This window comes from Pseudomonas sp. NFX183, assembly GCF_047943075.1.
Taxonomy (GTDB): Bacteria; Pseudomonadota; Gammaproteobacteria; order Pseudomonadales; family Pseudomonadaceae; genus Aquipseudomonas.
Map to the genome: position 1 here is coordinate 959556 of NZ_CP181333.1, position 23249 is coordinate 982804.

22 protein-coding genes are annotated in these 23249 nt (G+C 61.8%); 12 read left to right on the plus strand and 10 right to left on the minus strand.

Annotated elements, in window-relative coordinates:
* Positions 1 to 204: 204 nt before the first annotated feature.
* The 8 genes from ACM530_RS04600 (at position 205) to ACM530_RS04635 (ending at position 8046) form a co-directional block, all read left to right on the plus strand.
* The gene (locus tag ACM530_RS04600; protein ID WP_145161312.1) at positions 205 to 834 is read left to right on the plus strand and encodes a DUF1120 domain-containing protein; all 630 of its coding nucleotides are present in this window, start codon (positions 205 to 207) and stop codon (positions 832 to 834) included.
* 73 nt (positions 835 to 907) lie between these two features.
* On the plus strand, positions 908 to 1531 hold the full coding sequence (locus ACM530_RS04605; RefSeq protein WP_369300933.1) for a DUF1120 domain-containing protein: 624 nt from the start codon (positions 908 to 910) through the stop codon (positions 1529 to 1531).
* Between the two features lie 140 nt (positions 1532 to 1671).
* A complete protein-coding gene (locus ACM530_RS04610) occupies positions 1672 to 2298 on the plus strand; it encodes a DUF1120 domain-containing protein (protein WP_416364348.1) in 627 nt (208 codons plus the stop codon).
* 28 nt (positions 2299 to 2326) lie between these two features.
* A complete protein-coding gene (locus ACM530_RS04615; protein ID WP_372241471.1) occupies positions 2327 to 3025 on the plus strand; it encodes a fimbria/pilus chaperone family protein in 699 nt (232 codons plus the stop codon).
* 126 nt (positions 3026 to 3151) lie between these two features.
* Positions 3152 to 5599 carry a fimbria/pilus outer membrane usher protein gene (locus ACM530_RS04620; protein WP_416364349.1) on the plus strand — a complete coding sequence of 816 codons (2448 nt, stop codon included), beginning with the start codon at positions 3152 to 3154 and terminating at the stop codon, positions 5597 to 5599.
* A gap of 8 nt (positions 5600 to 5607) precedes the next feature.
* On the plus strand, positions 5608 to 6729 hold the full coding sequence (locus ACM530_RS04625; protein WP_416364350.1) for a DUF1120 domain-containing protein: 1122 nt from the start codon (positions 5608 to 5610) through the stop codon (positions 6727 to 6729).
* Between the two features lie 17 nt (positions 6730 to 6746).
* On the plus strand, positions 6747 to 7391 hold the full coding sequence (locus ACM530_RS04630; protein WP_416364351.1) for a DUF1120 domain-containing protein: 645 nt from the start codon (positions 6747 to 6749) through the stop codon (positions 7389 to 7391).
* A 34-nt stretch (positions 7392 to 7425) separates the two neighbouring features.
* The gene (locus ACM530_RS04635) at positions 7426 to 8046 is read left to right on the plus strand and encodes a DUF1120 domain-containing protein (RefSeq protein ID WP_416364352.1); all 621 of its coding nucleotides are present in this window, start codon (positions 7426 to 7428) and stop codon (positions 8044 to 8046) included.
* 83 nt (positions 8047 to 8129) lie between these two features.
* On the opposite strand, the gene ACM530_RS04640 is transcribed toward ACM530_RS04635, so the two are convergent.
* Both ACM530_RS04640 and ACM530_RS04645 read right to left on the minus strand, forming a co-directional pair.
* The gene (locus ACM530_RS04640; RefSeq protein ID WP_416364353.1) at positions 8130 to 9395 is read right to left on the minus strand and encodes a CynX/NimT family MFS transporter; all 1266 of its coding nucleotides are present in this window, start codon (positions 9393 to 9395) and stop codon (positions 8130 to 8132) included.
* The gene (locus ACM530_RS04645; RefSeq protein WP_145161296.1) at positions 9385 to 10044 is read right to left on the minus strand and encodes a FadR/GntR family transcriptional regulator; all 660 of its coding nucleotides are present in this window, start codon (positions 10042 to 10044) and stop codon (positions 9385 to 9387) included. The genes ACM530_RS04640 and ACM530_RS04645 overlap by 11 nt, the downstream gene beginning before the upstream one ends.
* 159 nt (positions 10045 to 10203) lie before the next feature.
* On the opposite strand from ACM530_RS04645, the gene ACM530_RS04650 reads away from it, so the two are divergent.
* Together ACM530_RS04650 and ACM530_RS04655 are read left to right on the plus strand one after the other, a co-directional pair.
* Positions 10204 to 10515, plus strand: coding sequence for a type II toxin-antitoxin system MqsR family toxin (locus ACM530_RS04650; protein WP_145161294.1), 312 nt, complete (start codon positions 10204 to 10206; stop codon positions 10513 to 10515).
* Complete coding sequence (locus ACM530_RS04655) at positions 10512 to 11000, plus strand: type II toxin-antitoxin system MqsA family antitoxin (protein ID WP_416364354.1); 489 nt, start codon at positions 10512 to 10514, stop codon at positions 10998 to 11000. Before ACM530_RS04650 ends, ACM530_RS04655 begins: the two co-directional genes overlap by 4 nt.
* Positions 11001 to 11052: 52 nt before the next feature.
* On the opposite strand, the gene ACM530_RS04660 is transcribed toward ACM530_RS04655, so the two are convergent.
* The 4 genes from ACM530_RS04660 to ACM530_RS04675 form a co-directional block, all read right to left on the minus strand.
* Complete coding sequence (locus tag ACM530_RS04660; RefSeq protein WP_003171943.1) at positions 11053 to 11817, minus strand: amino acid ABC transporter ATP-binding protein; 765 nt, start codon at positions 11815 to 11817, stop codon at positions 11053 to 11055.
* A gap of 11 nt (positions 11818 to 11828) precedes the next feature.
* Complete coding sequence (locus ACM530_RS04665) at positions 11829 to 12926, minus strand: amino acid ABC transporter permease (RefSeq protein ID WP_145161290.1); 1098 nt, start codon at positions 12924 to 12926, stop codon at positions 11829 to 11831.
* A gap of 10 nt (positions 12927 to 12936) precedes the next feature.
* The gene (locus tag ACM530_RS04670; RefSeq protein WP_145161289.1) at positions 12937 to 14118 is read right to left on the minus strand and encodes an amino acid ABC transporter permease; all 1182 of its coding nucleotides are present in this window, start codon (positions 14116 to 14118) and stop codon (positions 12937 to 12939) included.
* Positions 14119 to 14190: 72 nt separating this feature from the next.
* Entirely contained in the window at positions 14191 to 15222 is a 1032-nt protein-coding gene (locus tag ACM530_RS04675) for an amino acid ABC transporter substrate-binding protein (RefSeq protein WP_106579519.1), read from the minus strand.
* A 347-nt stretch (positions 15223 to 15569) separates the two neighbouring features.
* Between ACM530_RS04675 and ACM530_RS04680 the strand changes: the two genes are divergently transcribed.
* Both ACM530_RS04680 and rhlB read left to right on the plus strand, forming a co-directional pair.
* Entirely contained in the window at positions 15570 to 16226 is a 657-nt protein-coding gene (locus tag ACM530_RS04680; RefSeq protein WP_416364355.1) for an alpha/beta hydrolase, read from the plus strand.
* 96 nt (positions 16227 to 16322) lie between these two features.
* Positions 16323 to 17792: an ATP-dependent RNA helicase RhlB gene (gene rhlB, locus ACM530_RS04685; RefSeq protein WP_416364356.1), complete on the plus strand. Its 1470-nt coding sequence runs from the start codon at positions 16323 to 16325 to the stop codon at positions 17790 to 17792.
* A gap of 153 nt (positions 17793 to 17945) precedes the next feature.
* Here the strand turns inward: rhlB and moaE are convergent, their stop codons facing one another.
* The 4 genes from moaE to ACM530_RS04705 form a co-directional block, all read right to left on the minus strand.
* A complete protein-coding gene (gene moaE / locus ACM530_RS04690; RefSeq protein WP_416364357.1) occupies positions 17946 to 18395 on the minus strand; it encodes a molybdopterin synthase catalytic subunit MoaE in 450 nt (149 codons plus the stop codon).
* A gap of 2 nt (positions 18396 to 18397) precedes the next feature.
* Positions 18398 to 18640, minus strand: coding sequence for a molybdopterin converting factor subunit 1 (gene moaD, locus ACM530_RS04695; protein ID WP_416364358.1), 243 nt, complete (start codon positions 18638 to 18640; stop codon positions 18398 to 18400).
* The gene (moaC, locus tag ACM530_RS04700) at positions 18637 to 19110 is read right to left on the minus strand and encodes a cyclic pyranopterin monophosphate synthase MoaC (protein ID WP_056858942.1); all 474 of its coding nucleotides are present in this window, start codon (positions 19108 to 19110) and stop codon (positions 18637 to 18639) included. Before moaC ends, moaD begins: the two co-directional genes overlap by 4 nt.
* A gap of 116 nt (positions 19111 to 19226) precedes the next feature.
* Positions 19227 to 22958: an autotransporter domain-containing protein gene (locus ACM530_RS04705; protein ID WP_416364359.1), complete on the minus strand. Its 3732-nt coding sequence runs from the start codon at positions 22956 to 22958 to the stop codon at positions 19227 to 19229.
* Between the last annotated feature and the right edge of the window lie 291 nt (positions 22959 to 23249).

The window sequence follows — 23249 nt, forward strand, 5'->3', positions numbered from 1 at the left end:
AAACAACAGCCGGTTCTGACATAAGCGAATGCGCCTTTGCGCTATCCGCCTACTCTCGTATTTGTTGTATTTCCCCGCCTCGCCCCCCTCTATAAATTCGCCGCACCCCAACAAGGGGCGCGGCCTGTCCTCCCCACGGTCGCAACACACATGGCTGTTTGCCCTGAGGCACAGTCAGCAATCCTTGCACCGGAACCTCACGACATGAATAAGTCCCTAGCAGCACTCGCCCTCTTTTTAGTGGCCGCTCATCAAGGCCCGGCTGTTGCCGCAAGCTCGGTGGAGTTGATCGTCAAAGGCCTGATCACCCCGAGTGCCTGCACGCCAACCTTGTCCGCCAACGGCATCGTCGATCACGGCAAGATTTCCGCCAAGGACCTCAATCAAGGCACCCCCACTGATCTGCCAGCCGTGACCTTGCAGATGCGTGTGAACTGCGATGCACAGACCTTGTTTGGCTTGAACGGCAACGACAACCGAGCGTCCTCAGCCGTCGTTGCGACGGGCTATGGGCTGGGCTTGATCGATAACACGCAGAAAATCGGCACCTACCACCTTGAGCTGGTGAACCCGGTTGCGGACAACGTCGGCGTCATACCCCTGGAGTCCAACAACGGCGGGCAAACCTGGAGCGCGATTGATGGTGAATATTGGTACAGCGGCAACCTGGCCGGTTTCGGCGGTGTTTCCGGTGGCCTGTATGTCCCCGTGCCTATTCAGGACCTGATCACTGACTTGGCCGTCATGACCCAGATCGTGCCCGCACAAGACCTGAACCTCAGCAATGAAGTGCCCCTCGACGGCTCCGCCACGATCGAAGTGAAGTACCTGTAAACAAGGCTCGCTGACCCGATGCCATAACGCATCGGATCAGCCTCGCGCGCATCGCCCTACTTGGAGGTTTTACATGAACCATCGCACCCTCGCCCCAGTGTTCACGGCGCTGATGGCCGTCATTCCCCAGGCATTTGCCTCCAGCGCCACTGACCTTAGGATCACCGGCCTGATCACGCCCAGCGCCTGCTTGCCCAACCTGTCCAGTGGTGGCGTCGTCGATCATGGCAGGTTGACGGTGAAGGACCTCGATCCCCAACTGCCTACCCGCCTGGAGACCGTCAACCTGCAATTGGAGGTCACCTGCGAGGCAGAAACCCTGTTCACCCTGACCACCGTCGACAACCGCTCCGGCACATCGGCCATCCACCCGGCGAGCCATGGCCTGGGCAGCGTCAATGACGACCAGATGCTGGGCAGTGTGGCGTTCAGCGTACTGGATGCGGTCGCCGACAACGTGCCGGTACGCACCCTCTTATCCAGCAACGGCGGTGCCGACTGGCGCCCTTCGACGTACCTGGGCCATGCCGGGCTGACCGCTTTCGCCGCCGCCGACAACCTCAACGCCCCGATCGCCGTGAAGGTGTTGACCGCCCGACTCAGCGCCTTCACCACCCTGGTAAAAGGCACCGACCTGAACCTGGTGGATGAAATGCCCATCGATGGTCATGCCACGCTGCAAGTGAAGTACTGGTAAGCCCGACCTTGCGTGGGCGGCGTGATTGCCCCCACCAGCAGGATGACGTTACCCACGAAGTGGCCATCGATGGCGATGCCACCGTTGAAGTGCTGTACCTGTAACTGGCGGCACCCACCCCCCACTGTGATAACGACGCAATGAACCCATCGACCATCACCCGGGCGCTCACGCTGTTCGCCTTGCACCTGACGCCGGCCTCCGCCGCCTCAACCGTGGACCTGAGCGTTACCGGCCGGATCACACCCCAGGCCTGCACCGTGTCGCTGTCCGACAGCGGCCTGATCGATTACGGCAAGATCCCGGCGCGCACCTTGAGACCGAGTGAATTCACCTCACTGCCCAGCCGGCAAATGGGCCTGAGCATCAACTGTGAAGGGCCGACGCTGTTTGCAATGGTGGGTATCGACAATCAGCCGGACTCCTCTGTGAAGCCCGACGTTCTGTACGGCTTGGGCATGAACATTCATGCACCGAGCGAACGCCTGGGGTCGGTGGGTTTGTCATTGCGCGGGCCGGTGGGCGACGGCGGCGCCCTGCAGGTGATCAGCTCCGCGGACGGCGGGAGCACCTGGCACCCCGAGCCCAATGCACATCCCAGGCACGCCATGGGTTTTGCCCACCTCGACACGCTGGTGCCCATCCCCATCAGGCAACTGGTCGCCAGCCTGCGGGTGGACACCGCCATCAGCCCGGCCAATAGCCTGACGCTGAAGCAAGAAGTGCCTTTGCAAGGTTCGATCACCCTGGACCTCAAGTACCTGTAACCCTTAGTGAATGAGTCCTCAGATGACGATGCATGTTTCCTGGATACGCGCCGGTTGTGCCGGCCTCGCTTTATGGTGCTCTGCCGCGGCGCTGGCCGACGGTATGGTGCCGGACACCTCGGTGGTCATCGTGCACGAGGCGGACGGCGAAGCGGCCGTGTCCGTGACCAATACCGACAGCAAACTGGCCCTGTTGCACGTGACCCTCGAAGACATCCCCGAAGACCAGGCCACCTTGCTGTTCGTCACTCCGCCGCTGTCGCGGGTGGAGCCCGGCAAGCGTCAGCTGGTGCGGTTCATCCTGCAAGCGGACGAGCCGCTTAAAACCCAACGGCTCAAACGGGTGGTCTTCGAAGGCATGCCCCAGCAACGTATCGGCACCGAGGCCGCGCGCGCCCAAGTGGGCGTCACGGTGCGCCAGAACCTGCCGGTGATCCTGCATCCCAAGGGGCTGGCACCCAACCGTGAGCCGTGGCTGGGCCTGACCTGGCACCTGGACGGCGACCGGCTCAGCGTGCGCAACCCCACACCGTACGTGGTGCGCCTTGCGCAGGCGGTGCGGCTGTTGCCCGGCAGCGGCTCGACCTTGCTGCCGCGCACGTATGTGCTGCCGGGAGAAACCCTGACGGTCGCGGCCCAGGGTACGGGGGCGACGTCAGTGCGCCTGCAGCCGGCCACGGTGTATGGCTTTGCTGTCGCGCCCTACGAGGCCCCCATCACGCCTTGATCCCACCGCGTCGACCCGCGGCGACGCCTCTATAAAACGAAGTGACCTCCTGCGAAGGTCACCGGGAAGACCGCCTGGCGCGTCCGAAACCCTCGCCTCGGGCTTCCATCAAACGAGTGTAATTGTGTGAACACAGTCATGAATTACCGTGACGGCGAAGCCCTGTCCGGCGTTATGCCGCGCCCGTCACTCGTACAACTGGGCGGCATCGCATGGGCGCTCAGCCATCTGCTGCTGGCCGAACAGGCCTGGGCAGACGACGCGCCGTCAACCGGTTCGTTCGACCACCAGACCCTGCACCAGCGTGGCATCGACCCGCAACTGGCCAGCCTGCTGCTGGACACGCCGCGCTTTACCCGCGGCCGCCACGCCGTCAACCTGGAGGTCAACGGCCAACGGCGCGGTCGGGTCGACGTCAGCTTCGATGACCACGGCGCATTGTGCTTTGACGCCGCCTTGTTGCAAGCCGGTCAGTTGGTCGCGCCGCCACGCCGCGTTGACGCCTGCCACGCCTTTGTCGAGCACTACCCCCAGACGGTGATCGAATCCGACCCGGCCAGCCTGGCTCTGTCACTGGTAGTGCCCACGCAAGCGTTGCGCGTTGCGCCACAGGACGTTTCCGGCTACAGCACCGGCGGTTTCGCAGCCTTGCTCAATTACGATGTGACCGGCCTGCACAACGAGTACGGCGACAGCAGCAGCCGGTTCGGCTCGGCCAACACCGAAGTCGGCTTTAACGCCGGCGACTGGATCGTGCGCAGCCGCCAGGTACAGACCTGGCAGGACGGCGTCTCGCGCAGCAACCACCTGGACGCCTACGCCCAACGGACCTTTGCCCGCCAGCAGGCGGTGTTGCAGGCCGGGCAGATCAACCTCTACAACCCGGTGCTGGCGGGAGCCCCGATCACTGGCGTGCAAGTGCTCACCGAGCAGGCGCTGCAAGACCAGGATCAGGGCGCGACGATCGATGGCATCGCCAACGGCCCGGCCCAGGTGGAGGTGCGGCAAAACGGTGCGTTGGTTCACTCCACAGTGGTTCCCGCGGGGCCGTTTTCCCTGAGCCATGTGCCGCGCCTGAACGGGCGCTCCGATGTGGAAGTGACGGTCAAGGAAGCCTCCGGCGAAGAACGGCGCTTCAGCGTGCCGGCGGCGATGCTGGGCCTGGGTCTGCCGGCACCGGGTTACGCCGTGGCCGCAGGCACGGTGCGCAACATCGGCGACAGCAATGGCGCCGAACCCTGGGTGGTCAGCGCCGGGTGGACGGCTGCAGTCCACCCACTGATCACTCTTGGCAGCGGCCTGCTGGCGGCCGAAGACTATCGCTCGGCCGGGGCCAACCTGGGTGTGCTGCCTTGGCAGAACAGCCAGTTGCAAGGGGCTGTGGTGGTCGCCGAGGCAACTCGCCAGGCGCAAGCGCGCGGCGTGCAGGTGGACCTCTCGTGGTCTCAGCAAGTGGGTGAACGCTGGGCCATCAGCGCCGCTAATGCCTGGCGCAGCGAGGGCTATCGCGACCTCACCGAATCGACCTACGCCGCCCATACCCGCGAGCAGCAGCGCTCACGCTACCGCGACCAGCAAAGCGCCACGGTCTCCTGGGCGCATCCATGGCTGGGAGCATTCAGCCTCGGCGTGTCGCGCGCCGCCTCGTTTGCCGGCGACAGCAGCAGCCGGGCACTGGCGTCGTGGGGCACGCAAGTGGGCGGCGTATCGCTGTCCGCCACCGCCGAATGGCAGATGGGCGGCCGCCGTTACAACGATGACAGCCTGTACCTGAACCTCAGCCTGCCCTTGGGCGAGAACCGTCGAGGCCGCACCTGGGTGCGTAACTCCGGGGGCGAGCACCGCATCGGCATCGGCGTCAACGAACCGCTCAACGACCAACTGGCCTATCGGGTGGGCGTTGAACATGACAGCCGCGACCGTGAGGTCGAGTCATCCCTCGGGGTTTCCGCCCTGCCGTTCTACAGCCAGCTGGACTTCAACTACAGCCGCTCCAGCGACGCGCGTTCCAGCTACCAGGGCGGCGCTCGCGGCGGCGTGGTGGTGCATGGCGACGGCGTGACCTTGTCGCCCTACCCGGTGCGCGACACGTTTGCGCTGCTGTCGGTGGGCCAGATGTCCGGCGTCAAAGTCAGTACGCCAAGCGGCCCGGTGTGGACCGACTGGCAAGGCCAGGCCGTGGTGCCGCAGATCAGCGCCTATGGCCGTAGCCCGGTGGAAGTGCAGACGCGCTCGTTGCCGCGCAATGCCGACATCAGCAATGGCCTGGCCGTGGTGTCGGCAGGGCGCGGTGCCGTCGACCGGCTTGAGTTCGGCGTCGCCCTGACACGTCGGGCCTTGCTGACCCTTGACCGGCCGGTGCCGCGTGGCGCGACGGTCACCACCGACGGCGGCGAGTTCGTCACGCTGGTGCAGGAGGGCAACCAGGTATTCCTGCCCAATGTGCTCGACCCTCGGCCGTTATGGATCAAGGGCCCTGGGCAGCCGCGTTGCGCCCTGCGTTTTGAGCTGCCGCAAAAGGCCGACCCCGACGTGTATTTCGAAACCGCACCCGCCCGTTGCCTGACCCTGTGAGGACTCTCGTGAAACGTCATTACTGCCTCGCCGCCCTGCTACTGACGGGCACCGCCCAGGCCCAGGACGATTGCCGACTGGACGTGAGTGAGTCGCTGCTGGATTTTGGCTCGATTCGTCGCACCATCGACCCGGTACACGGCCCTGAACGACTGCTGGGTGAACGGCGCCTGAGCATGACCCTGGACTGCCCGCAGACCAGCGACCTAAGCGTGTTCTACCGCGGCCTGGCCGCCAGCGCCGAGCGTTTGCGCTTCACCCAGGGCGGCAGCTACCGCGTGCACGTACACGGTGGCCTGCTGGACGGCCGCGCTGTAGCGCTGGGTTTGCTGGCGGCCAGCGGCCAGCCGCCGATTGCCAGCGCCCAGTCCCTGGACTGGCGCCCCGAGCATGGCATGGTACCGATGCTCAACGGCCTGCCCGCGCATGGCCGCAGTTTCTCCCTGCAACTGGCAGTCAGTGCCTATGCCGAGGAGCGCGCGACGCCTGTGCGCGATGCCGTCACCTGGGACACCACCGGGCGGATCGAGGCTACCGGCTCCGGGCGCTCGCGGGCGCTGCGCCTGCAAGCGCACTTTGCGCCGGCGGCCTGCACACCCGGGCTGTCCAACGGGGGGACGGTGAGCTTTGGCAAGCTGTCGATCAATGACTTGAGCCACGATCAGGACACACGCCTGCCGACCCGGCCGCTGACGCTCACGGTGGCCTGTGACGGGCCGACCCCGTTTGCCCTGGTCATGAAGGACAACCGCGACGGCTCCGCCACCGGCGGCCTGGATGAAACCGCCTATGGCTTGGGCGTGGATACACGCGGGCAGAAAATCGGGCGCTACTACCTGACGGTCGACCCTGCCCAGGTCAGCGCCGACAACTTCTCCCAGGTGTATCGCACCGACTCCACCACGGGCGGCTCGGCGTGGAGCATTGCCAACAGCAGTCCCATCGACGTTGGCGCGCGCAGCCTTCTGGGGTTTACCTCGGCGGCCGGCAGCACCCAGGGCCCCGAGGCCCTGCAAAACCTCAGCGCTTTACTGAGCCTGCAGGCATTTATTGCACCACTCGACAGCCTGGACCTGAGCACTGAGGTTCGGCTCGACGGTTCGGCCACGCTCGAAATCACCTACCTGTAAGCGCTCCCGGAGCCCTCATGACCCTTCGATATCTGATTCTCGCGCCCTTTATCTTCTTCAACCCGCTGAGCCTCGCCGCTTCCAGCGTAGAGCTGAGGGTCGATGGGCTGATTACGCCGATGGCCTGCACGCCAACCCTGTCAGCCGCAGGACTGGTCGACTTCGGCAAAATCTCCCAGCAAGACCTTAACCTCACAACCGGCACACGGCTGCCGCTCAAGTCCCTGAACCTGACCGTCACGTGCAACGGCGCCGCCCGCTACGCCTTGCGCATGCGCGACAACCGCGACGGCACGGCGCACGTCAACAGTGAGATTTACTACGGGTTGGGCCTGGACGGCAGCGGCAACAAGGTCGGTGTGTATTCGGTCAAGTTCGACCCCAAGCAGACCGTGGCCGATGCCGTGCCGCACATCTACGGCACCGAGTCCACCACCGGCGGCGTGGCCTGGCGCACCTCAAACCGCAATCCAATCGACATCGGCGCCAAAAGCCTGCTGGGTTTTACCGATCTGGAAGGCAGCACCGCGGGCCCCTCCGGCATCCAGACCCTGAACAGCACACTGACCCTGGAAGCAGTGATCAACGCCAAGCAGAACCTGGACTTGAGCACCGACATTCCCATGGATGGCTCCGCCACCCTGGAAGTGACTTATCTGTGACACCACCTTTTTCAACCCTAGGAGTACCCGCTAAATGAACAAGCTTTTCCCTGTCTTGACCACTGCGCTATTACTGGTCACCTCCACAGGTGCTTCGGCGGCATCCACTGCCGAACTGACCGTCAAGGGCCTGATCACGCCCAGCGCGTGCACGCCGAGCCTGTCCAATGGTGGGGTGATCGACCACGGCAAGATTTCCGCCAAGGACCTGAACCCGGCCAAATACACCATCATCGGCAACCATACGCTGAGCTTGACCGTCACCTGTGAGGCCGCAACGGCATTCGCCCTGTATGGCGTGGATAACCGCGTCGGCTCAACCGACAACCCCAGCGACTACGGCCTGGGCTTGATCAATGGCGATCAGAAGCTTGGGCATTACGTTTTGATGCTGAGTAACCCGCTCGCCGACAATGTGCCGGTGCAGACCATTGGCTCCACTGACCAGGGAAGTTCGTGGAACAAGGAAAGGTTCCTCGATCCGGGCCTGTACATGTCCATCGCCGCCATGAACGACGCCAGCCAACCGCTGCCGACCAAAGACCTGGTCGCCGACCTGGAGGTGCAAACCCTCATCAACCGCACCGACGGGATGGACCTGAGTAACGAAGTGCTCATCGACGGTTCGGCCACCCTGGAAATGCGGTACCTGTAACGCCTGAAAAGCGCAGGGCTTGGGGTGGCGCCCAAGCTTGCCTGGCACGGGAGCAGGTTTACTGCTCCTCACAGGCTATCTCGCTATACCTTCTCGCTGCGCACGCCCACGTACACCGCACGGCCCGCGCCCAACCCGGCGACGATGGCGCCCACGCCGATCACGGCAAAGATCCAGCCTACGGCCGTCCAGCCGCCCGTCCAGTCATGCACCAGCCCGACCGCGAACGGCCCGAGGGATGCCAGGGTGTAGCCAAAACCCTGGGCCATGCTCGACAGGTTGGCCGCGACATGTGAGTCGCGCGAGCGCAGCACGATCAAGGTCAGCGCCAGGCTGAAAGTGCCTCCCTGGCCGAGGCCCAGCAGGATCGCCCAGCCCCACAGGCCATCAAGGGGCGCGTACAGGCAGCCGAACAAGCCGCCGAGGGTCAACAGCATCACCACCACAATCGCCAGCCGCTGGTCCTTGCCGCGCGTGGCCAGCCAAGGTGCGGCGAGGGAACTGGCCAACTGCACGATGACCGAGCCGGACAGCACCAGGCCCGCCTGGGTCGCGCTTAGGCCGCGACCGATCAGAATCGATGGCAACCAACCGAACACGATATAGGCCAGCGACGATTGCAGGCCCATGTACACCGTTACCTGCCAGGCCAGCGGATCCCGCAGCAGCCCCTTCACGCGATACGCAACTTGATGGGCACCGTGTTTTTGCCCGACCTGTGGCAACCAGAACGCCGCCGCCACCAGCGCTGGCAGAATCCAGAAGCCCAGGCCGATGCTCCAGCTGTCACCGAAATGCTTGCTCAGCGGCACCGTCGAGCCGGCAGCCAATGCGGCGCCCAGGCACAGCGCCATGGTGTACACGCCGGTCATGGTGCCGGCCTGTTTGGCAAAGTCACGCTTGACGATGCCCGGCAGCAACACGCCGATGATGCCGATACTTGCTCCGGCAATCAGGCTACCGGCGAACAGCCCGACCTCGCCGAAGGCACTGCGCAAAATGATCCCGGCAGCCAACGTCAACAGAATCCCCAGCACCACGCGCTCAGCGCCGAAGCGCCGCGCCAGGATCGGCGCCATCGGTGCGAACAGGCCCAGGCACAGCACCGGCAAGGTGGTCAGCAAACCCGCCTTGGCTGCCGACAACCCCAGGCTCTGGGAGACTTCAGCCAGCAGCGGCGACATGCTCGACAATGCCGGGCGCAGGTTCAGTGCCACCAGAATCAGGCCCAGCAGTAACAGCCACGGCCGCGCGACGACCGGCGGGGTGTGCTGCACCACGTCGTCATCGGCTTCGGCGTCGATTAATAATTCTTCGAGTTCAGTCGGGCGTTTGGTTTCAAGGTTCATTGATCAACTGCCGGCAGAGGGATTTGGCGCGTTCCGGATCTTGCTGCTCCACGGCGTCGAGCAAGGCGATATGCAGGTCAAACACGGCCTGGCGACGCGGTGAGATGTTCAGGGTCTGGCGCAACTGGGCGGCGACGATGGCAGAGAAGTACTGGTACAGCTCGCTCAGTGCCGGGTTGTGCGCCGCGTCCACCAAGTGTTTATGGAACACCAGATCGGCGCTGATATAAGCCTCCAGGTCGCCGTGGTACAGCTCGGCGCTGGCCTTGAGTGCGTCGCGCAACGCACTCAGATCGGCCTCGGTACGGCGCAACGCCGCAAGCCCGATGGCCTCCACTTCGAGAATCTGCCGGGTCTCCTGCGCCTGCTCCAGGGTGCAATGGGACAACGCCCGCATTGCGCCCAGCGGGTCGGTCATCGAGCGCAAATAACTGCCGTCGCCCTGGCGAATTTCGATCAAGCCGCAAAACGCCAATACACGCATGGCCTCGCGCACGGTATTGCGGCTGATGCCCAGCTCGGCGGACAGCTCAGGCTCGGTGGGCAGGCGCTCGCCGATGGCCCATTTGCCTTCAGTGATGCGTCGACGCAGTTGCTCCAGGGCTTGGTCAACCAGGGAACGTTTGATCAGAGGGGCGATGTCTGTCATGGATTTTGCGCTTTCGTCCAATCATAGGATGAATTTTCCTACAGCCTATTCAGACTTGCCTACAAAGGCAACGCACTAGGGTTCGTAGGCGGCAAAAAGAACTGAATTTTCGATTAGTAAAATTACCCATATAGGGTAATTATTGGACTCAGGTGTCTTATGGAAAAGTACACACCTCATTACGATCTGGCGGTGATAAAGGCGGATGTGAGGCGGCTTGGTGCCAAGGCTTTCACACGGGCGGCAAAGAGAACCGCAGAGGCTCTCGACCTTGATCTCACTGAGATGCAAGCGATCGTTTTCAAACTGCACAACAGGATGTTGTACAAATCGATGACCACCTATGCCGATCACCGCGTCTGGCATGACGTCTACCACATCCATTCACATGGTCTGGAGATTTACATCAAGGTCACTTACTGCTCCGGCAGTAACCCACCGGTGATCTCCTTCAAAGGGATGAACCCATGAACACCCAACATTGCTATATCTGTGGCGCCCCCGACGCCATGACACGCTTTGAAGGCCGCAGCGAAACCCTGTGCATAAAAGGTATGGAGCGGCGCATTGATGATCTCTCGGGCTGGGAATGCCAGGTGTGCGAAGACGGCATGTATGACCCCGATAGTTGCGAACGCCATGCCAAGGCCGGTGATGATCTGCTCCACGCAGCACGGCGCATGATGGGCGCCGAATTGAAGCGTATCCGCCGCAAGCTGCACCTCACGCAAAAACAAACCGTAGCAGTGTTTTCCGGTGGCGGGCACAACGCACTCTCACGCTACGAACGCGGCGAAATTACGCCGCCAAAACCGTTGATGGTGCTGATGCGCCTGCTGGATCGTTACCCCCACTTGCTCACCGACGCCACCGAACTGGCCGAAGGCGCAGACCTGCGCAACGCCTTCACTTACAGCCTCAACAACGAAACGCGGGAAGCCCTCAAGGCCTCCTAGACAGGCAAAAATAAACCCGGCACCAGGCCGGGTTTATCGTTTCAAACATCGATCAATGCAAAATCTGGCTCAAGAACAACTTGGTCCGATCATTCTGCGGGTTGTCGAAGAAGTCATTCGGCGCCGCCTGTTCGACGATCTCGCCCTTGTCCATGAAGATCACGCGGTTGGCCACGGTACGGGCGAAGCCCATTTCGTGGGTCACGCACAACATGGTCATGCCGTCTTCGGCCAGGCCGATCATGGTATCCAGTACCTCTTTCACCATTTCCGGATCGAGTGCCGACGTTGGCTCATCGAACAGCATGATTTTCGGCTTCATGCACAGCGCACGGGCAATCGCCACGCGCTGTTGCTGGCCGCCGGACAGTTGCCCCGGAAACTTGTGGGCCTGCTCCGGAATGCGCACGCGCTCCAGGTAGTGCATGGCAATTTCTTCAGCCTTGCGCTTGGGCATCTTGCGCACCCACATCGGCGCCAGCGTGCAGTTCTGCAGGATGGTCAGGTGCGGGAACAGGTTGAAGTGCTGGAACACCATGCCGACTTCACGGCGGATCGCTTCGATCTGCTTGAGGTCGTTGGTCAGCTCCACGCCATCGACCACGATGCGGCCTTGCTGATGCTCTTCCAGACGGTTGAGGCAGCGGATGGTGGTGGACTTGCCCGAACCCGACGGGCCGCACAACACGATACGCTCGCCCTGCTTGACGTTGAGGTTGATGTCTTTCAACACATGGAACTGGCCGTACCACTTGTTGACGCCCTGCATCTGGATAATGCCTTCAGGGCTCACAGGCTGTTTGATCGCTTCGCTCATAACAACAACTCCTAACGCTTGTGGCCTGTGTCGAGCTTGTGTTCCAAATGAATGGAATAGCGCGACATACCAAAACAGAAAATCCAGAACACCAGGGCGGCGAACACGTAGCCTTCAGTGGCCATGCCCAACCATTTCGGGTCGGCGGCAGCTTGCTTGACGCTGTTGAGCAGGTCGAACAGGCCGATGATGATCACAAGGCTAGTGTCCTTGAACAGCGCGATAAACGTGTTGACGATGCCGGGAATCACCAGCTTCAAGGCCTGCGGCAAAATCACCAGGCCCATGCTGCGCCAGTAGCCCAGGCCCATCGCCGCAGCGGCTTCGTACTGCCCCTTGGGAATCGCCTGCAAACCACCCCGCACCACTTCCGCCACGTAGGCCGACTGGAACAGGATCACGCCGATCAGCGCTCGCAGCAGTTTGTCGATGCCCATGCCTTCAGGCAGGAACAGCGGCAGCATCACCGAGGACATGAACAGCACGGTGATCAACGGCACGCCGCGCCAGAACTCGATGAAGGTCACGCAGACCACTCGAATCGCCGGCATGTTCGAACGCCGCCCCAACGCCAGCACAATGCCCAGCGGCAAGGCGCCGGCAATACCGACCGTGGCGATGACCAGGGTCAGCATCAGGCCGCCCCACTGGCTGGTGGCCACGTTGGTCAGGCCGAAGACGCCGCCGTGCAGCAGGAAGTACGCAATGATCGGGTACAGCACCAGAAAGCTCAGGCCGTAGACCGCCTTGCGTTGAAAACGCGAGATGAACAACGGCGCCACGCCTACGATAGCCAGCCACACGGTCAGGTCCACGCGCCAGCGCAGGTCGCCGGGGTAGTAGCCGTACATGAACTGCCCGAAGCGCTGTTGGATAAACACCCAGCAGGCGCCCTCTTTGGTGCAGTCGGCGCGCGTGGTCCCGACCCAGTTCGCGTCAAGAATGGCCCAGTGCAGGATCGGCGGCACGATCAGGTAGATCAGGTAAAACGCCAACAAGGTCAGCAAGGTGTTCAGCCAGCTGGAAAACAGGTTGGCGCGCATCCATGCCATCGGCCCGAAGACTTTGTTCGGCGGCGGCATATCAGGTTTGAAAGTATGCGAAGTCATGTGCGTTTCCTCACCGCTCGATCAGCGCAATGCGCTTGTTGTACCAGTTCATCAGCAACGAAATGCTGATGCTGATCGCCAGGTACACGCTCATGGTGATGGCAATAACCTCGATGGCCTGGCCGGTCTGGTTGAGCACCGTACCGGCAAACAGCGACACCATTTCCGGGTAGCCGATACCGGCGGCCAACGACGAGTTCTTCGCCAGGTTCAGGTATTGGCTGGTCAGCGGCGGAATGATCACCCGCAGGGCTTGCGGGATGATGACCTTGCGCAGCGTCGGCCCAGGGCGCAGGCCCAGGGAGCGCGCGGCTTCGGTCTGGCCGTGGCTGACGGACTTGATGCCCGAACGCACGATCTCGGCAATAAACGCGGCCGTGTAGACGGTAAGCGCCAGGGTCAATGCCAGCAGTTCGGGGATCAGTACCCAGCCGCCCACGAAGTTGAAGCCTTGCAGCTTGGGCATTTCCCAGTGCAGTGGCGCGCCGAAGATCAGGGCGCACAGCGTCGGGATCAGAATGAACAACGCCAGACCCGCCCAGAACTTATGGAAGGGAACGCCGGTGGCTTCAAAGCGCTTGTTGGCCCAGCGAGCCATCAGCACGATAGCCACAATGGCGACGACGACACTGACCACAAACGGCCAGAAACCGTCGGCGGCGATCGCTGCCGGCATGTTCAGGCCACGGCTGCTGACAAAGAACGTGTCACCAAAGTTATGGCTGTTGCGCGGCCCCGGCATGGTCAGGAACACCGCGAAGTACCAGAACAGGATCTGCAGCAGCGGTGGGATGTTGCGGAATACTTCCACATACACCGTCGCCAGTTTGTTGATCATCCAGTTGGGCGACAAACGCGCCACGCCGATGATAAAGCCGAGCAGGGTCGCCAGGACCACACCGATCACGGTCACCAGCAAGGTGTTGAGCAGGCCGATCACAAAGACGCGGGCATAGCTGTCCGATTCGGTGTAGTCGATCAAGTGCTGAGCGATGCCGAAGCCGGCACTGCGCTCAAGAAAGTCGAACCCCGAGGTAATGCCCCGGTGTTGAAGGTTGGTCTGCGTATTGTTGAAGAGGTACCAGCCCAGCGCGACGACCGCCACAATCGTGATGATCTGGAAGAGCCACGCACGCACTTTAGGGTCGCTGAAGCTGAGCTTCTGCTTGGGTGCGCCGATTTGATTTTGCATGAAGTGCCCCGCAAATAATGGAACAGAACATCACCCGGTGGTTGGCCCACCGGGTGATAGAACCATCAACGATCAGCGCACAGGGGGTGCGTATTGAATGCCACCGTTGGTCCACAGTGCGTTCAAGCCACGGTCGATTTCCAGTGGTGTGCTTTTGCCGAGGTTTTTCTCGAACACTTCACCGTAGTTACCGACCTGCTTGACGATCTGTACAACCCAATCTTTCTTCACTTTCAGGTCTTTGCCGTATTCGCCGTCAGCACCCAGCAGACGGGCAACGTCCGGATTCTTGGTGGACTTGGCTTCAGCTTCGACGTTTTTCGACGTGATACCGGCTTCTTCAGCGTTGAGCATGGCGTAGCCAACCCAGCGCACGATGGCCAGCCACTCGTCGTCGCCGTTACGCACGACCGGACCCAGTGGTTCTTTGGAAATGGTTTCCGGCAGCACCACGTAGTCTTTCGGCGAGGCCAGCTTGCTGCGCTGTGCGTAGAGCTGGGACTTGTCGGAGGTCAGCACGTCGCAACGACCGGATTCCAGCGACTTGGCGCTTTCATCGGAAGTGTCGAAGGTGATCGGGGTGTATTTGAGGTTGTTGGCGCGGAAGTAGTCGGACACGTTCAGCTCAGTGGTGGTACCGGCCTGGATGCAGATGGTTGCACCGTCCAGTTCCTTGGCACTTTTCACGCCGAGCTTGTTGTTAACCAGGAAGCCAACACCGTCGTAGTAGGTGATGAAGCCCGGGAATTTCAGGCCCATGCCGGCATCGCGAGAGCTGGTCATGGTGGTGTTGCGCGACAGGATGTCGACTTCGCCGGATTGAAGCGCGGTGAAACGCTCCTTGGCGTTCAACTGGCTGAATTTGACCTTGGTCGCATCACCGAAAACGGCAGCTGCCACAGCGCGGCACACGTCAGCGTCGATCCCCAGGATCTTGCCGCTGGCATCCGGCACCGAGAAACCCGGCAGGCCGTCACTCACGCCACATTGCACGAAGCCTTTCTTCTGCACAGCGTCCAGGGTTGCGCCGGCTTGGGCGAAACCACTGACACCCAATACGGCGGCCGCGCACACGATGGCCAGGGTGGATTTCAATACCTTCATTCAAACCTCCAGTTTTGCTCTTGTTGTGTCGGAGCTCGAACCTCAGCGCACCCTTATGAGGCGATATCGACCCGTGTTGGCTTTTTTTAGGGTCAAGCGGCATGAAGTTGTCGCAGTAATTCCAGTTGCTATCCCACAAGCGGCAGTCACTGATAGTCTTACCGTCGCGAGTTAGTCCTGACATCGACCTACACATAGCAAGGCCCGTACCAGAGTGATGGCTGAGTCGTTTCAGCCCGTGGTCAATAGGAAAAGATTCAACCTTGCGACATTCTCTTAACAGATCAACCCATCACGCACCGTTCCGACGCACCCAATCGGAGCGCACGCACATTAATGGAGCAGACATGACCGAACCCTTGATTCTTCAGCCCGCCAATCCCGCAGACGCCTGCGTAATCTGGTTGCATGGCCTGGGTGCCGATCGCTACGACTTCCTACCGGTGGCCGAGGCGCTGCAGGAAACATTGTTGACCACGCGCTTTGTGTTGCCTCAGGCACCGACGCGTGCGGTGACCATCAATGGCGGCTACGAGATGCCCAGTTGGTACGACATCAAGGCCATGAGCCCGGCCCGTTCGATCAGTCTGCAAGAGCTGGAAGCATCCACCACCATGGTCACGGACCTGATCGAGGAGCAGAAGAGAACCGGAATAGACGCCTCACGTATTTTCCTCGCCGGTTTTTCCCAGGGTGGCGCCGTGGTATTCCACACCGCCTTCCTTAGATGGCAGGGCCCGCTGGGCGGCGTCATTGCCCTCTCCACTTACGCCCCCACCTTTGGCGATGAACTGCAATTGTCCGCCAGCCAACAACGCATTCCCGTGCTGTGCCTGCACGGCCAGTACGATGATGTGGTGCAGAACGCTATGGGCCGTAGCGCCTACGAGCATTTGAAGAGCCGTGGTGTCACCGTGACATGGCAGGAATACCCAATGGGGCACGAAGTGTTACCCCAGGAGATACACGACATCGGAACCTGGCTGACCGCTCGCCTGGGCTGAAAACCGCACATTATGTAGCCGTGTGACCAACGCACTACGCCGCGCCCGATTCTTGCATTACACTGGCCGGCGTACATTCCTTAACCAATTAATGAGATGACCGTGCTCAAAGCACTTAAGAAGATGTTCGGCAAAAGCGAGGCTGAGCCGCTCGCGCCTGTTCCCAGTGCTCCTGTCCCCTCATCCGGCAGCCGCAATGACGGTAAACAGCCAGACCGGACCGCACCTGTTGCCTCACCGAAGAAGCCACCGGTGATCGCGCCTGAACCGGCAAAATCCGCCGAGGCCGAGCTTGCACCTGCGCCCAAGGCACCCCGCCGCGAACGCGCGCCCAAAGCGCCCGTGATCCCGTGGAAACTTGAAGACTTCGTCGTCGAGCCGCAGGAAGGCAAAACCCGCTTCCACGATTTCAAACTGGCTCCGGAACTGATGCACGCCATCCAGGACCTGGGTTTCCCGTACTGCACGCCGATCCAGGCCCAAGTGCTGGGTTTCACCCTCGCCGGCAAAGACGCCATCGGCCGTGCACAGACCGGCACCGGCAAGACCGCCGCGTTCCTGATCTCGATCATCACCCAGTTGCTGCAAACGCCGCCGCCCAAAGAGCGCTACATGGGTGAACCGCGCGCACTCATCATCGCGCCGACCCGCGAGCTGGTGGTACAGATCGCCAAGGACGCCGCCGACCTGACCAAGTACACCGGCCTCAACGTCATGACGTTCGTGGGCGGCATGGACTTCGACAAGCAGCTCAAGCACCTCGAAGCCCGCCATTGCGACATCCTGGTTGCCACCCCGGGCCGCCTGCTCGACTTCAACCAGCGTGGCGATGTGCACCTGGACATGGTCGAAGTGATGGTGCTGGACGAAGCCGACCGCATGCTCGACATGGGCTTCATCCCGCAAGTGCGTCAGATCATTCGTCAGACCCCGCCGAAAAACGAGCGCCAGACGCTGCTGTTCTCCGCGACCTTCACCGAAGACGTGATGAACCTCGCCAAGCAGTGGACCACCGATCCGTCCATCGTCGAGATCGAGGCGCTGAACGTTGCCAGCGAAAACGTCGAACAGCACATCTACGCCGTGGCCGGCGCCGACAAGTACAAACTGCTTTACAACCTGATCAATGACAACGGTTGGGAGCGCGTGATGGTGTTTGCCAACCGCAAGGACGAAGTGCGCCGCATCGAAGAACGCCTGGTACGCGATGGCGTCAACGCCGCGCAACTGTCGGGCGACGTGCCGCAGCACAAGCGCATCAAGACCCTGGAAGGCTTTCGCGAAGGCAAGATTCGCGTGCTGGTGGCCACCGACGTGGCCGGGCGCGGGATTCACATCGACGGCATCAGCCATGTGATCAACTTCACCCTGCCGGAAGTGCCGGACGACTACGTGCACCGTATCGGCCGTACCGGGCGTGCCGGCGCTGCGGGTGTATCGATCAGTTTTGCGGGCGAGGATGACTCGTATCAGCTGCCTTCGATCGAGACGTTGCTGGGCCGCAAGATCAGCTGCGAGACGCCGCCGACGCATTTGCTGCGCGCTGTAGAACGCAAACGCCCATAAGCCGAATGCGATTAAACATGTGGGAGCTGGCTTGCCTGCGATGCAGACACCTCGGTGAGTCAGTCACACCGCGGTGATGCTTTCGCAGGCAAGCCAGCTCCCACACAAGCCCGCTGCCACATTCAGATCTCCCTACACCTTTATGTCAGGTGTTTACTTCCAGCGATCCGCCGCCGCGTGATCGCTGCCCCGCCCTTCCACCCAGCGCGGCCCTTCAGGGGTGTTTTCCTTCTTCCAGAACGGCGCTCGGGTCTTCAGGTAGTCCATCACAAACGCACAGGCATCAAACGCGGCCTGGCGATGCGCGCTGGCGGCTGCCACGAACACAATCGGCTCGCCCGGTTCAAGTACGCCAATCCGGTGTAATATCTCAAGTTTGAGCAACGGCCAGCGCTGTTCGGCTTCGACCGCGATCTTGGCCAAGGCTTTTTCGGTCATGCCCGGATAGTGCTCAAGGAACATCCCCGACACCTCGCGCCCCTCATTGAAGTCGCGCACATAGCCGACAAAACTCACCACCGCGCCGACGCCGACATTGGCCGCGTGCATCGCATTGACTTCCAAGCCCGGATCAAACGGCTCGGCCTGTACGCGAATGGCCATGCTCAGCCTCCGGTCACGGGCGGGAAAAACGCCACTTCGTCACCCTCGACGAGCGGCTCATCCAGCGAACACAGCTCTTCGTTACGCGCACACATCAGGCTGGACTCATTGAGCACGGCAAACGCCGGGTCATTGACCAACGCGAGGCGCACGTCATCGACGGTGGCGAAATCGCCCTCCATCTCCAGCGAATCAAAGCCCACCGCCTCGGCGTAGCGGGCAAAAAACAATACGTTGATGCTCATGCCTGGTCCGCCTTGAAATGCCCGCTTTTGCCGCCAAGCTTTTCCAGCAGGCGAATACTTTCGATGGTCATGCCGCGGTCCACTGCCTTGCACATGTCGTAGATCGTCAGCGCCGCGACGCTGGCGGCGGTCAGCGCCTCCATCTCTACGCCGGTCTGGCCGCTGAGCTTGCAGCGCGCAAGGATATGCACGGCGTCCACGCCGTCGGCGCGCAGCTCAACCTTTACACCGGTCAGCATCAGCGGGTGGCACAGCGGAATCAGATCACTGGTTTTTTTCGCCGCCTGGATCCCGGCAATACGGGCCACGGCAAACACGTCGCCCTTGGGGTGGGCGCCGTCGACAATCATTTTCAGGGTGTCGGGCAGCATGCGCACCCGCGCTTCGGCCACGGCCTCGCGGAACGTCACGGCTTTGTCGGTGACGTCGACCATGTGGGCGCGACCTTGGGAATCGAGATGAGTCAGCACAGGGATACTCCTGATCAGGAGCGGCAATTGTAAACCCGTGAGTCAAATTTGCGCAGGGCTGTTTATCCCATGAATAGAGGGGCGCAGTGCGCCCCTCTATGCATGACAACACCAGGTTAGAAGCGGAAGGTGAATCCGGCATTGATCCCGTTGTTGTTACCGCGGTTGGACAGCAAACCGCTGTAGTTCAAGGACACCAGCGTGTCCTTGGTCAAGGCCATTTCCGCGCTGGCCTTGATCACCGCGCCATCACGCGCCACGGGCACGCTGTTGACGGCGAAGGCGGCGTCGCTGCCGGCAAACTTCAGCGAGGCGTCACGATCGGTATCGCCAAACTGATGCTCCCAACCCAGCTCGCCGCGCAAGGTGACGGCCGAGGTCGAGCTGATCGGCAATTGGGTATGCGCGCGCAGGCCCAGGGTCGACAGCGTGGCGTCCTGGCTTTGCTTGCTGGCATGCAAAGCGGCGGCGCCGCCCTTCTCCTTGAACGAATCACTCTGGTAGTTCAGGTACGTCAGGTTGGCGAAGGGTTCGAACAGGTTCCATTGGGTGTAGCCGATCTCGGCAAACACCTGGTCGGTCCGCGCGTTGTAGTCGGCCTTGCCGTAGTCCGACTGGTTGGCGTAAGCCACGCGGCGCGAAGTGTCCAGACGATGCCAGGTGGTGGCGCCGCCCAAGCGCAACGCTATCGCGTCGAAGCGTTTGCCGCCGTACACCGACAGGTGATAGTTGTCGCTGTCCGCCGAAGCCGACTCGCCATTGAGGTGGCTCTGGGTGTAGCCGGTCGCTGCGCCCACACGCCAGCCGTCGCCGACCTCGGTGTCCAGCCCCAGCAGCACGCCGCTGGTGGACGAAGAGTAGCCACTGGCATTGTTGTCGCCGCTGACGTTATTGCGACCGCCCAGCAGTTGCACCCAGCCGCCGTTGTCGCGGGCGTCGATCTGCGCGCTGGAGTCGAGTGACTGAGCCTGTTGCAGACGGCCGTTGACCGCCTCACGAAGGTAGCGGCTGTCAGCCATGTGCGCTGCCGCCACATCCGAGTGCAGTTGCCCCGACAGCTGCTTGAACGCGGCCTGCGCCTGGGCGGCCGAGTCTGAAGCGAGCAGGCTTTCATATACTGGGCTATCCGCGCCCAATGCATCGGCCGCCGTCGCCACGGCGCGCTCGTTACGGGTTTGCGCAACGCTGGCAAAGGTCGTCTGGTTGCGTTCTACGGCCAGGGTCAGCGCGTTAGGCTGGTAATTCAGCTGAGTCCCGATGAACAGATAATTAGGCGAGATCGCCGCAAACTGTCCGTTGATACCCTGGGTGGCGGTGAGGATGTTGAACGGCTGGCCCAACAGGCTGCGCGCCTCGGTGGCGGACAACAGGTTAGGGCTGTTCTCCAAAGACACGGTCACCACACCGCCATTGAGGGTGGCGACGCCGCTGCTCTGGATCTGGTCGCTTCGCCCGTTGGGGCCGACTTCGACCGCATACACCGAGCCTGGGTTGAAGGTCACGTCGCCCGTGTGCAGCGTGCCAATCGAGTGGCCCGGTGCCACACGGCCACCGCTGTTGACGGTCAAGGCACCCACCGTACCGTTACCGGCCAGTGTGCCGCCCAGCGTGGTCATCACGCCGTTATCGGCGTTGACTGTGCCCACGGCGCTGCCGTCCACCGTCACGGCCGAGGTCAACGCGCCGTCCACCGACAGCTTGCCGCCGCGCACCCAAGTGCTGCCGGAGTAGGTGTTCTGGCCTTCCAGCACCAGTTCGCCGTCGCCGGACTTGGCCAGACTGCCGACATAGGTATTGCCAGTGAGCAAGTCTTTGCCGCGTGCCAGCGTTGCCTGTTCGCGCGCATGGCCGATTTCGTATTCAAACTGATCATCGTCAGAGGCATTCGCCGGCAAACCGTTGAGCCAACCCTTTTGTTGCTGGGTGGCCTTCCAGGTCGCCTGCTCGGTGGCGTCTTCCACACGGCGGGCACGAATGGCTTCATCGGAAATCGGGTTGGCCCAGATATCGCGAGTACCGGTGGGCAATGCCACCGCCACCGAACCCAGGAACTGCCCAGGCCCTTGCATGGCCTTTTGCAGGTTGGGCAGGCCCCAACCGCTGACGACGCCCGGTACTTGCGGGGTGCCTGGCGCGGCATCGTGCACCGGCTGCAGATTGTCGTAGGTGCGGCCACCCGTCAGGTCACCCACCGGGGTGTCCGGGCCGTCCGGCGCTTGCAGGCTGGAGGTGGTCAGCAGCACATCGCGGGCCTGGCTGGCGGTCATGTAGGGAAAGCGCTGAATCACCAACGCCAAGGCCCCGGACACGCTCGGCGCAGCGGCCGAGGTGCCGTTGGCATTCGGGATGATTTCCCCTTCTGGCCCGGTGGACGGAATCCCCGAGACGCCCATCACGCACCACCACTTGGAGGTGCCGCAACGGTTGTAGACCTGTGCGCTGGTCTCGTCGTAACCGGTGATCGAGAGGAATTTGCCTTCGATGTCCGGCTTGAAAAACGGCAGGTTGGCGTTGGTGTCCGGGTTGGCGCCGTGGCTGTCGTTACCTGCCGAGATGATCTGGATAAAGGTGTTTTGCCGCGCCGCGTCGGCCATGGCGTCCATCCAGGTTTTCTGCCCGGCGTGGGCCTTGTCCCAGAACGGGCGATAGGCCGCCTTCATGTCGCGCAAGTTGTCCGCCGCACTGTCGCCGACATTGCCGAAGTGGTTTTCAACGTCGTTGCGCGAGTTTTGCCCCCAGCTCTGGTTGACGATCGACACATTCTTCGCGGCCAGCGCGTTGTAGCTGGCCATGAACGCGTTGTAGTCCAGATCGTTGGAGCCCTGGAAGCGGTTGTCGTCGGTGCCGCCGGTATTGGCGACAAAAATGTTCGCGTCAAACGCGATGCCATGCATGCCGGTGCCGTTGCGGCTGGCGCCGAGTACACCGGACATTTCCGTACCGTGGCCGTCGTTGATGGTCGGGTCGTACTCACCGGAAATACTGAAGTGCTCGCCTTTTTGAAACTCGCCGTCCGGGGTGTCGTGGAGGTAGCGCGGGTGCGTGGCGTAGTACTCGCCGGTGGACGTCACCGCCTGCACGCGATCCTGGCCTTGGGCATTTTTGCCCTGGAACTCGAAGTGCTCGGTGAGAATGCCCGAGTCCAACACGCCCACATTCACGCCTTTGCCGGTCATGCCCAAGGCATAGGCGTAGTACGCGTTGGTGCGGTCCAGGCCGGAGTTGACCTGGGCTTCGGGAGTTTTCCAGGTTTGCGCGTTGGCGCTCCAGTCACGGGTAGCGGCGGCCCAGGACTGGCCGGCGTTCAGTTGCGCGTTGAGGTTGCTGCTGACGCCCGGCTCTACGTAGGTGTAGGGCTTGGCAGCCGGCAGGTTGGCGAGGATGGCCTTGGAAAAATCGAGAATATTGGTGGTGTAACGTCCGCTGTTGCTGAAGAGCCGGCTGCGGTAGTAATCCAACCGCGAGGCGTAATCCAGCGGGCGCTTGGTGTCGCCGAGCATGGCGCTGATGGTCAGGTTTTCGGGTTGCAGTTCGTAGTTTTGCTTGAGGGCTGAATCGAACTTACCGGACTGTGCGGCAAAGTCCTTGGCGGCCAGATCGACGATGTCTGCGTAAGCAAAGCGCAGGTTCTTGTAGACATCGGTGTTGGGGCCAAACGATGCCACGGCTTTCCTGAAGGCCGACTCCAACACCTGGGCGGTGTAAGGGTTGCTGTCATCTGCCCAGGCCATTGGGCCCTGCCCCAGCCACAAGGCCAGGCCGAGTGCGATGGGCGTGAGAGGTATCGACCTGAAACCTGAGGCGCGTTTACGTTGAAACAAAGTGGAGCCATTACCTGCTACTTCCATGTTCCTTTCCCTTTGGATATGTGCGTCGTCAATGAGCGATGTATCGGGCTTTTTGTAATAGGCAGGGTCACGCAGAAAACCCACACGGGTCTTCAAAACGTCGTCGAATCAATGAGGTGGATTTCCGACGGGGGTCACGCAGTGTTCTTATGGTTTTTGCGGCGAGAAAAAATGTAACAAAATAATTACAAAGTCCACAAGCACCCACGGCGCTAAATCGCAGGCAAATGTCGCACATAACAAAAACCCCGGACTTCGTGAGAAATCCGGGGCGGTTCGTGGCATTTAGCC

Coding starts and splice junctions, on each gene's coding strand:
- moaE (WP_416364357.1), bottom strand. CDS start 18,395: ATGGCCATTCGCGTACAGGCCGAGCCGTTTGATCCGGGCTTGGAAGTC.
- ACM530_RS04605 (WP_369300933.1), top strand. CDS start 908: ATGAACCATCGCACCCTCGCCCCAGTGTTCACGGCGCTGATGGCCGTC.
- ACM530_RS04660 (WP_003171943.1), bottom strand. CDS start 11,817: ATGAGCGAAGCGATCAAACAGCCTGTGAGCCCTGAAGGCATTATCCAG.
- ACM530_RS04705 (WP_416364359.1), bottom strand. CDS start 22,958: ATGGAAGTAGCAGGTAATGGCTCCACTTTGTTTCAACGTAAACGCGCC.
- moaD (WP_416364358.1), bottom strand. CDS start 18,640: ATGAGCATCAACGTATTGTTTTTTGCCCGCTACGCCGAGGCGGTGGGC.
- ACM530_RS04615 (WP_372241471.1), top strand. CDS start 2,327: ATGCATGTTTCCTGGATACGCGCCGGTTGTGCCGGCCTCGCTTTATGG.
- ACM530_RS04630 (WP_416364351.1), top strand. CDS start 6,747: ATGACCCTTCGATATCTGATTCTCGCGCCCTTTATCTTCTTCAACCCG.
- ACM530_RS04670 (WP_145161289.1), bottom strand. CDS start 14,118: ATGCAAAATCAAATCGGCGCACCCAAGCAGAAGCTCAGCTTCAGCGAC.
- ACM530_RS04610 (WP_416364348.1), top strand. CDS start 1,672: ATGAACCCATCGACCATCACCCGGGCGCTCACGCTGTTCGCCTTGCAC.
- ACM530_RS04635 (WP_416364352.1), top strand. CDS start 7,426: ATGAACAAGCTTTTCCCTGTCTTGACCACTGCGCTATTACTGGTCACC.
- ACM530_RS04645 (WP_145161296.1), bottom strand. CDS start 10,044: ATGACAGACATCGCCCCTCTGATCAAACGTTCCCTGGTTGACCAAGCC.
- ACM530_RS04675 (WP_106579519.1), bottom strand. CDS start 15,222: ATGAAGGTATTGAAATCCACCCTGGCCATCGTGTGCGCGGCCGCCGTA.
- ACM530_RS04640 (WP_416364353.1), bottom strand. CDS start 9,395: ATGAACCTTGAAACCAAACGCCCGACTGAACTCGAAGAATTATTAATC.
- ACM530_RS04680 (WP_416364355.1), top strand. CDS start 15,570: ATGACCGAACCCTTGATTCTTCAGCCCGCCAATCCCGCAGACGCCTGC.
- ACM530_RS04665 (WP_145161290.1), bottom strand. CDS start 12,926: ATGACTTCGCATACTTTCAAACCTGATATGCCGCCGCCGAACAAAGTC.
- ACM530_RS04600 (WP_145161312.1), top strand. CDS start 205: ATGAATAAGTCCCTAGCAGCACTCGCCCTCTTTTTAGTGGCCGCTCAT.
- ACM530_RS04650 (WP_145161294.1), top strand. CDS start 10,204: ATGGAAAAGTACACACCTCATTACGATCTGGCGGTGATAAAGGCGGAT.
- ACM530_RS04655 (WP_416364354.1), top strand. CDS start 10,512: ATGAACACCCAACATTGCTATATCTGTGGCGCCCCCGACGCCATGACA.
- rhlB (WP_416364356.1), top strand. CDS start 16,323: ATGACCGTGCTCAAAGCACTTAAGAAGATGTTCGGCAAAAGCGAGGCT.